This is a genomic window from Mycobacterium sp. (assembly GCF_035603715.1).
Classification (GTDB): domain Bacteria; phylum Actinomycetota; class Actinomycetes; order Mycobacteriales; family Mycobacteriaceae; genus Mycobacterium.
The window spans coordinates 1-9568 of the sequence record NZ_DATNJW010000636.1; the positions used below are offsets into that span (position 1 = coordinate 1).

Annotated in this window: 6 protein-coding genes; 4 read left to right on the forward strand and 2 right to left on the reverse strand. The window is 66.4% G+C overall.

Annotation, left to right across the window (positions count from 1 at the left end):
• The coding region (locus VN856_RS25765) for a hypothetical protein (protein WP_325694600.1) at positions 1 to 348 on the forward strand (348 nt) is incomplete at its 5' end.
• Between the two features lie 28 nt (positions 349 to 376).
• On the opposite strand, the gene VN856_RS25770 is transcribed toward VN856_RS25765, so the two are convergent.
• Together VN856_RS25770 and VN856_RS25775 are read right to left on the reverse strand one after the other, a co-directional pair.
• A complete protein-coding gene (locus VN856_RS25770) occupies positions 377 to 847 on the reverse strand; it encodes a DUF402 domain-containing protein (protein WP_325694608.1) in 471 nt (156 codons plus the stop codon).
• 43 nt (positions 848 to 890) lie between these two features.
• Positions 891 to 3521 carry an ATP-binding cassette domain-containing protein gene (locus tag VN856_RS25775; RefSeq protein ID WP_325694602.1) on the reverse strand — a complete coding sequence of 877 codons (2631 nt, stop codon included), beginning with the start codon at positions 3519 to 3521 and terminating at the stop codon, positions 891 to 893.
• Between the two features lie 297 nt (positions 3522 to 3818).
• On the opposite strand from VN856_RS25775, the gene VN856_RS25780 reads away from it, so the two are divergent.
• From VN856_RS25780 to VN856_RS25790, 3 genes are read left to right on the forward strand one after another with little or no spacing between them, the layout of a single operon-like run.
• Positions 3819 to 5867 (forward strand): serine/threonine-protein kinase, encoded by a 2049-nt coding sequence (locus tag VN856_RS25780; protein ID WP_414687051.1) that lies wholly within the window; start codon positions 3819 to 3821, stop codon positions 5865 to 5867.
• A gap of 34 nt (positions 5868 to 5901) precedes the next feature.
• The gene (gene uvrB, locus VN856_RS25785; protein ID WP_325694604.1) at positions 5902 to 8061 is read left to right on the forward strand and encodes an excinuclease ABC subunit UvrB; all 2160 of its coding nucleotides are present in this window, start codon (positions 5902 to 5904) and stop codon (positions 8059 to 8061) included.
• The gene (locus VN856_RS25790; protein ID WP_325694606.1) at positions 8058 to 9458 is read left to right on the forward strand and encodes an MFS transporter; all 1401 of its coding nucleotides are present in this window, start codon (positions 8058 to 8060) and stop codon (positions 9456 to 9458) included. The genes uvrB and VN856_RS25790 overlap by 4 nt, the downstream gene beginning before the upstream one ends.
• Positions 9459 to 9568 lie beyond the last annotated feature (110 nt).

Here is a 9568-nt window from a genome sequence, read left to right on the forward strand (position 1 = left end):
CCCGTTGCCGATCCCGTCGAGGCGGAGCCGCCTACGGCGGACCACGAATCGTCAACCGCAGTAGCCGAATCGTCAACGGCAGAAGCGCTTTTCGCCGGCGACGATGTCGCGGATCTGCGTTCGCGGTGGGCCGGCGTTCAGGCCGCTTTCGTAGACAACCCCAAGGAGTGCGTCCAGAAGGCAGACCATCTCGTATCCGATCTGGTCGAGCATCTCACGACGGGATTCGCCCAGGCACGGTCCCGGCTGGAAGAACAATGGTCGCGAGGCCAGGAGGCCTCCACTGAAGATCTGCGCGTGGCGCTGATGCACTACCGCGAATTCTTCGACCGCTTGCTCGCCGTTTAACTAGCTGTACGACAACATAATTCGCTATTCAGCGCCACACGAGTTGCATGCCTTCGCCGGCGAGCCAGACATTGAGGTCATAACCGTTTCGGGCCAGGCCGTCGACCGCGTGCACGGCGCGCTGCACGGCCTGCTCGGCGACTTCTGGAGCCAGCAGGCCGTGCCGCATAGCGTCCAACAGTTCGTCGGTGTCGCTTAGCGTCACACTTCGGCCGGTGCGGACCACGAGGTCGAGGTAGTGATCCTCGGAACTCCACAAATGCGGACCCGGGGTGTATTCACCGACGTCGAGGTAGTAATTCTGATCGCGTTCGTGGCCTGGGTTGAAGTGGAAGATCGTCGCCCGCAAGCCCAGTGATGGCAGCAGCCACGATTCGAGGTAGTGGAACTGCGCGCGCCCGGGCGTGGGGCGGGCCAGATAAAGACCCCACGGCTGAACAACGTAGTCATCCACGGCCCGAACGATGCCCTTGGGATCGGTGTTGGTGCGGCCGCGCAGGTCGAACGTCTCGTGCTTGGGGGCGTGAATGGCGTACCTCTTATCAGCGGCGAAGCCGGATTTTCCAACGGACAAAGCAGGCGAAGAACACCGTCAGCCCGGCGAGCATGCCCATGTCGAGCAGCCAGAAATGGCGGGTGTGCTGCCAGAACTGATCCTGAGGAAGCAGCGTGGGCGGCACCAGATGCCGGACGTCGATAGTCGACGATGCGGCCGCATACCCCCAGCGCGCGGGCATCAGCCACGACAACTGGTCCAGACCAAGTCGGCCGGTCACCGGAACCATCCCGCCGCACAGCACCAGCTGGGCCATCACCGCGACCACGAACAACGGCATGATCTGTTCGCTGGACCGGACCAACGACGAGATGGCCAGGCCCAGGACGGCCGAGGCGACACAGGTTGCGGCGACGGTGATGAACAGCTCGACGGTGGCTGCCACCGTCGAATGGCCCAGCAGCACCGCTCCCTGGCTCGGGGCGCCCTTGCCTGCCACCACGATCGCGGTCACGATCGCCGCCTGCAGAATGGCGAACCCACAGAACACCAGCGTCTTGGCCAGCAGGTACGCCGTGGTCGACAAGCCGACCGCCTGCTCGCGCTGAAAAATGGCACGCTCGCCGACCAGGTCGCGAATCGTGAGCGCGACGCCCATGAACGCAGCGGCCGGCAGCAGTAGCGCCAGGATCTGCGCCGACTCGTCGGGCGTCCCCGTGTGCGGGCCCGCGGGGCGGAACCCGGTGCTACCGGGCACGGTAAGCGACAACGCGCCGAGGATGAACGGCAGCAGCGCCAGGAAGACGAAATACGCCCGGTCGGCGACCACGAGCCGGACCTGCCGGCGTGCGATCGTCGAGATCTGACGCGGAACGCTGGTATGGACCGGCTCGCCCAGGTCGGCCGGCTGGCCCGATTTCGACGGCGGCTGCGGCTCTTGGCGCTCCCGGAACCGGCGGTTGGCCTCGTCCGGGTCGGCACCGACTTGGCTGAAGATCTTGGCCCAGTTGGTGGTGCCCATCACCTCGCCGATGCCGTCCGGCGGTCCGCAATAAGCTGTCTTCCCGCCCGGTGCCACCAACAGCACCTGGTCGCACACGTCGAGATAGGACAGCGAGTGCGTGACGACCAGCACCACCCGGCCGGCGTCGGCCAGTTGGCGCAGCATCGTCATGACCTGCAGGTCCAGCGCCGGGTCCAGACCCGAGGTGGGTTCGTCGAGCATCAGCAGTGATGGCCCGGTGAGCAGCTCGAGTGCCACCGAGGCCCGTTTGCGCTGTCCGCCAGAGAGCTTGTCGACGCGAGTGTTGGCGTGCTTGGTCAGGTCGAGTTCCTCGAGCACCTGCGAGACGACCCTGGTCCGGTCGGCTTTGCTGGTGTCGGGGGGCAGACGCAATTCGGCCGCGTAGCTCAGCGCCTGGTTGACCGTCAGCTGACGATGGACGACGTCGTCCTGGGGGACCATGCCGATCCTGCTGCGCAGCGAGGCGTACTCGGCGTGAATGTCGTGTCCCTCGAACGTCACTGACCCCGAGCTGGGTGTGGTGTAACCGGCGATCAGCCGGGCCAGCGTGCTCTTTCCGGCGCCCGATCCGCCGATCACCGCAGTCAGCGTTCCCGGCCGCGCGGTCAGCGAAATGTCGCTCAGCAGCTGTTTGCCGTTCTCGACGACGTACTGGACGTTGCGCACCTCCAGGCCGCCGGTTCGCGTCGCCGCTTCGGTCTCGCTGCGACGGACCAGCAGGCCGCTGCTGACCACCAGGTCGATGTTGCCGACTGTGACGACGTCGCCCTCGCTCAAGATCGCCGACCCGACCCGGGTGCCGTTGACGAACGTCCCGTTGACGCTGGTGTCGCGAATCTCGGTGCCCAGCGGGGTCAGGTTCAGCGTCGCGTGATACCGCGAGGCCAGCACGTCGGGGACGACGATGTCGTTGTCGGAGGCCCGCCCGATCGTCACCGCGCCGGCTGGTTTGGCGGCCGGCGCCACCCTCGGCGACAGCATTTTGACGAACCGCGTCGCGAAATTCGACGCGTCGGGCGCCCGGTTGTCGAGCTTGGTGACCTCGGTGGGCGGCACCTGATCCTGCGTGGGCATGGCCCGGGCGTTGACCACCGTCGTGTCCTCTGGGGGTGGCCCCGCCGGTGGCCGTCCGGCCTGCACATTGGTCGGGTACTCCGAAGGGGACAACGGCCGCCGGACTGGTGGGGCGGGTCGGGCCTGCGGGACGGGTGACGGCACGGGCTCGGCACCGCTTCGCCGCGGCGGGGCAGCAGGCGCAACGGGCGCGGCCGGCGTCGACCACGACATCGTCGATTGCGCCGCGGGTGGGGCTGCACCTCCCGTCGGCCGGCTGCCTTTGCCGCGGCGTGGTCCGACCTCGAATGTGAGTCGCGGTCCGCCGGGATTGCCGACGTTGATGCTTTGCCCGTCATGGATGTCGACCACCGGCGTGCGGTAGCCGTTGACGAAAGTCCCGTTCACCGAGCCGTTGTCGATGGCCACCCACTTGCCCTGCTCGAAACGGAGGATCAGATGCGCGCGCGAAATCCGCGGATCGGCGATCCGGACATCAGCGCGCAAATCGCGGCCGATGACGACGTCGTGACCCGGCGCGAAGGTGCTTTCTGAGCCGTTGTGCCAGATGGTCAGAATGGGTGGGGCTGGTCGACTCACCACTCCAGTATCGACTCCGCGGCGGCGCGGCTCCCACGGGACGCACTGTGATTCAGCTATATGTTGCCGCGAGCTGCTGCGACGCTCCGATTCACAGCTGTTTCATAAGCGCCACAACAGGGGCGCACCGTATCTGGCGGCATGATTGCGAAGGTTAGGCAGGCTGTTGCGAACTAGGCCGCGCGCCACGAGATTTCGAAAACGTCCTAACCGCAACTAATTTAAAAGTGTAGTCCGGTGGGGGTGACCGGGAGCGTGCTGGATCGCGCGCACAGCGAGAGAAGCGAGGGGGTAAGTGTGTCTAGGGACGAGGCGACCAGAGCTACGGAGCGCTGGGACGCCCAATCAGGGCCGTCGGCACCCGCTGAGCCGCAGCGCGCCCGTAGCCTGCTCGAGCGCGGCTACGCGTCGCTTCCCGATCTGCGGATCACCCGCCTGCTGACCCGGGTCCCGCTGATCAAATCGCGTCCCGACCGGGAGTCGGTGAAGGTCGGCCGATCCGGCGCGGACGATGGGCAGGGCAGTGCGATCGCCACGCCGACGTCTTTCGCCGGCTACACCATCCTGCGGCCATTGGGGTCCGGCGGGATGGCTGACGTCTACCTCGCCAAGCATCCCCGCTTGCCGCGCCGTGACGCGCTGAAGGTGTTGAGCGAAGGGACAACGGCCGACCAGGAATTCCGCGAACGATTCAATCGCGAAGCCGATTTGGCCGCCACGCTGTGGCATCCGCACATCGTCGCCGTGCACGATCGTGGCGAGTTCGACGGTCACCTGTGGATCGCGATGGACTACGTCGAGGGCACCGACGCCGCCCGGCTGATGCGGGACCGCTTCCGTGGCGGCATGGCCGACGGCGACGTCTGTGCGATCGTCACCGCCGTCGCCAGCGCGCTCGACTACGCCCATGCCCGCGGGCTACTGCACCGCGACGTCAAGCCCGCCAACATCCTGCTGACCCACCCCGACGAGGATGATCGCCGAATCCTGTTGGCGGACTTCGGCGTTGCCCGTCAACTCGCTGACATCAGCGGAATCACCGAAACGAACGTCGCGGTGGGCACCGTTGCCTACGCTGCCCCCGAACAACTCGTCGGGTCCAACATCGATGGCCGCGCCGACCAATACGCGCTGGCCGCCTCGGCATTCCACCTACTCACCGGTGCGCCGCCGTACCAAAACTCCAATCCCGTCGCGGTGATCGGACAGCACCTGCATGCGGCGCCACCCCGACTCAGCGACTACCGCCCCGACCTGGCCGACCTCGACGACGTGTTCTTCAAGGCGCTCGCGAAGGATCCGTCGGACCGGTTTGACCGGTGCCGCCAGTTCGCCGCGGCGTTCAGCGAGCACGTCTCCTGCCACCCAGCCGGTGATCGCGCCTCCAGGCCGAAAACCCGCCGCACCGGCTTCTGGAACGCTGTACGACGACCTTCCCTGAAAGCCGCCATCGCCCTGGCGATGATCGTCACGACCGTCCTCGCGCTGACCGTGACGTGGGCGATCTCGTTCTTCTCCTGGGACGACCAGCCGCAAGCGAACCGCGCGTCGCCGCCTCGGGTGAGCAGGACGTCGACCTCGGGGTCAGCCCTGGCTGCGCCGCCGCTGAACGGCAGTTATCGGCTGGACTACGACCGGGCTAAGCAGACGTCCAACGGCGTCATCCGTACCAACGGCGGAGCCACCAGCTGGTGGGCCTTTTCCTCCGCGTGCACCGCGACCGGGTGCGCTGCCACGGGCACCAAACTGGACGACACGAGTCATCAACTGGCCAAAACCGGCGGCACCGGCAATGCCGGCGTTCTGCATTTCGTCGACGGCCACTGGCAAGCCGAGCCCCGCCAGGTGCAGGTGCAGTGCCGCACTGCCCGCGGCGGGCCGATGTCCACTCAGTCGGAGACCGTGGTGTGGACGTTGACGCCGGAACCGGATGGCACGTTGCGCGGGGTGCAGACCCAGACCGTGCAGAGCAACGAGTGCGGGTCGCAGGGGGCCACGCTGCGTATACCGGTCGTGGCGTCCCGGACCGGTGATGTTCCGCCGGGGGTGACGGTGGCCGATCCCGCGCAGGCGGCGAACACCACCGCCACCCCGATCGGAACCGCGATGCCCGCGGTGCTGGGTGGGCCGTGCACCGACATCGACAAGGTCGCGTTCGACTCCACGGCCAACCAGCAGGTCGTCTGCGAGGGCAATACCTGGGACAAGGCTCCGCCGACCACCGGCGTGCACCCGGTCGGCACCTCGTGCGATGACACGCCGGTTTTCACGATGTCGAAGTCCGACGACGGGCACCTCATCGAATGCGATCCCGGCACCCGGGTGTGGAGCAGCCAGCACAGCTGACCTTCTGTCGGTGCGGAGCTCTACCCTGGTGAGCATGGCGTTTGCTACCGAGCACCCCGTAATTGCGCACTCCGAATATCGCCCGGTCGAGGCGATGGTGCGCGCAGGTGGCCACTTCGAGGTGGTCAGCCCGTACGCGCCCGCCGGTGACCAGCCGGCCGCCATCGACGAGTTGGAACGCCGGATCCAGGCGGGCGAGCGCGACGTCGTGCTGCTGGGTGCCACCGGTACCGGAAAGTCGGCCACTACCGCGTGGCTCGTCGAGCGGCTGCAGCGGCCGACTCTGGTGATGGCGCCCAACAAGACACTGGCGGCTCAGCTGGCCAACGAGTTGCGAGAAATGTTGCCGCACAATGCCGTTGAGTACTTCGTCTCGTACTACGACTACTACCAGCCCGAGGCCTATATCGCGCAGACCGACACGTACATCGAAAAGGACAGCTCGATCAACGACGACGTGGAGCGGCTGCGGCACTCCGCCACGTCGTCGCTGCTGTCGCGCCGTGACGTGGTGGTGGTGGCGTCGGTGTCCTGCATCTACGGTCTGGGCACGCCGCAGTCCTACCTGGACCGCTCGGTCGAACTTCAGGTGGGCGCCGAGGTCCCGCGTGATGCACTGCTGCGGCTGCTGGTCGACGTCCAGTACACCCGCAACGACATGTCCTTCACTCGTGGCACGTTCCGGGTCCGCGGCGATACCGTCGAGATCATTCCGTCGTACGAGGAATTGGCCTTACGCATCGAGTATTTCGGCGACGAAATCGAGGCGCTCTACTACATGCACCCGCTCACCGGGGAGGTGATCCGCAAGGTCGACTCGCTTCGCGTCTTCCCGGCGACTCACTACGTCGCCGGACCGGAGCGGATGGCCCACGCGATCTCCACCATCGAGCAGGAACTCGAGGAGCGCCTCGCCGAGTTGGAGGGTCAGGGCAAGCTGCTGGAGGCCCAACGGCTGCGGATGCGGACCAACTATGACGTCGAGATGATGCGTCAGGTCGGGTTCTGCTCCGGCATCGAGAACTACTCGCGGCACATCGATGCTCGCGGGCCGGGCTCGCCACCCGCGACCCTGCTGGACTATTTCCCCGAAGACTTCTTGATGGTGATCGACGAGTCGCATGTCACGGTGCCGCAGATCGGCGGCATGTACGAGGGCGACATGTCCCGCAAGCGCAACCTCGTCGAATACGGGTTCCGGCTTCCCTCGGCGTGCGACAACCGGCCGCTGACCTGGGAGGAGTTCGCGGACCGGGTCGGACAGACGGTGTATCTGTCGGCGACGCCCGGTCCTTACGAGCTGAGTCAGGCCGCGGGGGAGTTCGTCGAGCAGGTGATTCGCCCGACCGGGCTGGTCGACCCCAAGGTCGTGGTGAAGCCGACCAAGGGCCAGATCGACGACCTGATCGGCGAGATCCGAAAACGCGCCGAGGCCGACCAGCGGATCTTGGTGACGACGTTGACCAAGAAGATGGCTGAGGATCTCACCGACTATCTGCTGGAGTTGGGGATCCGGGTCCGCTACCTGCACTCCGAGGTCGACACGCTGCGACGGGTCGAGCTGCTGCGCCAGCTGCGGCTGGGTGACTACGACGTGCTGATCGGCATCAACCTGCTGCGGGAGGGTCTCGATCTGCCGGAGGTGTCGCTGGTCGCGATCCTGGACGCCGACAAGGAAGGCTTCCTTCGCTCGTCGCGCAGCCTGATTCAGACCATCGGCCGCGCAGCCCGCAACGTTTCCGGCGAAGTGCACATGTACGCCGACAAGATCACCGACTCGATGAGAGAGGCGATCGACGAGACCGACCGTCGGCGGGCCAAGCAGGTTGCCTACAACGAAGCCAACGGCATCGACCCGCAGCCGCTGCGTAAAAAGATCGCCGACATCCTCGATCAGGTCTACCGCGAGGCCGACGACACCGAGGCCGTGGAGATCGGCGGATCGGGGCGTAACGCGTCACGCGGGCGACGTGCTCAGGGTGCGCCCGGCCGCGCGGTCAGCGCCGGGGTGTTCGAAGGGCGCGACACGGCCAGCATGCCGCGGGCCGAACTGGCTGATCTGATCAAAGACCTCACCGAGCAGATGATGACCGCGGCGCGCGACCTGCAGTTCGAGTTGGCCGCCCGGTTCCGCGATGAAATCGCCGACCTCAAGAAAGAGTTGCGCGGGATGGACGCCGCCGGTCTGAAGTGAGCTCACCCCACGACCAGGCAGCTGCCGACGGCTGGCGCACGCTGCTGGGTCCCCGATTCCTAGGGACCTCAATACTTCTCGCCGGTGGCGTAGCGCTGTATGCGACCAACGAGTTCGTCACGGTCAGTCTGCTGCCGAGCGCGATCGCCGACATCGGCGGCGAACGGCTGTATGCCTGGGTGACCACCCTGTACCTGGTGGGGTCGGTTGTCGCGGCGACGACCGTCAACGCGATGTTGCTGCGCATCGGGCCGCGAGTGTCATTTCTGTTGGGACTGATCGTGTTCGGGATCGGCAGCGTGGTGTGCGCGCTGGCTCCCGGCATGGAGGTGTTGCTGGTGGGCCGCACCCTGCAGGGCACCGCCGGGGGATTGTTGGCCGGTTTGGGCTACGCGCTGATCAATACCGCTCTGCCGCGCTCGCTGTGGACCCGAGCCTCGGCACTGGTGTCGGCAATGTGGGGTGTCGCGACCGTGATCGGCCCGACGGCCGGCGGCCTCTTCGCCCAATTTGGTCTGTGGCGTTGGGCGTTCGGGGTCATGGCGATTCTCGCGGTACCGATGGTCGTGCTGGTCCCGCGGGTGCTGCCGGCCCGCGTCGATTCTGACGAGGCCGCGCCTACGTTGAAAGTGCCGGTGTGGTCGATAGTCCTGTTGGGCACTGCGGCGTTGACGATCAGCGTCGCTCAGGTTCCGACGGACGTAGGACTGACCGCAGCGTTGCTCGCGATCAGCCTGGCTCTGGTCGGCGGATTCATCCTCGTCGATCGACGCATGCCTGTAAAAGTGTTACCGCCCAGCGTTTTTGGAAATGGCCCGTTGAAATGGATCTATCTGGCTCTGGCGGTGCTGATGGCCTCGGCGATGGTCGACATGTACGTACCGCTGTTCGGGCAACGTCTGGCGCATCTGGTCCCGGTCGCGGCCGGGTTTCTGGGCGCCGCTTTGGCGGTCGGGTGGGCGGTCAGCGAGGTCCTCAGCGCGTCGCTGAGCAGCAGGAAAGTCATCAATCGGGTAGTCGTGTTCGGTCCGCTTGTCATCGCGTTGGGTCTGGGTCTGGCCGCGGCCACCCAATTCGACAATGCGTCCGCGGGCCTGGTCGTCACGTGGGCGCTGGCGCTGACGATCACCGGAATCGGTATCGGGGCAGCGTGGCCGCATCTGTCGGCGTGGTCGATGCACTGCATCGACGACGAAGCCGAAGGTCCCGCGGCGGCGGCCGCCATCAACACGATCGAGGTCATCGCCGGCGCATTCGGCGCCGGCCTGGCCGGCGTCGTGGTCAACACCGCCCACGGCAGCACGGTCATCGCCGCGCGGGCCCTGTTCGCGGTCTTCGGCGTGGTGGGCTTACTAGGCGCGTGGGTCGCCTACCGGGCCACTCGGGATCTGCGCTGACCAGCGTGCATTTCGCCGAACCGGAGACGGCGTTGATATCGCCGAACGACCGGCCACGCCACTTGTCACACCCTGCTGGTGCGACGGTAGCCGGCACGGTCAACGGGTCG

Bases quoted from the DNA above. Each gene is read 5' to 3' on its own strand.
- uvrB (WP_325694604.1), top strand. From the start codon at position 5,902: ATGGCGTTTGCTACCGAGCACCCCGTAATTGCGCACTCCGAATATCGC.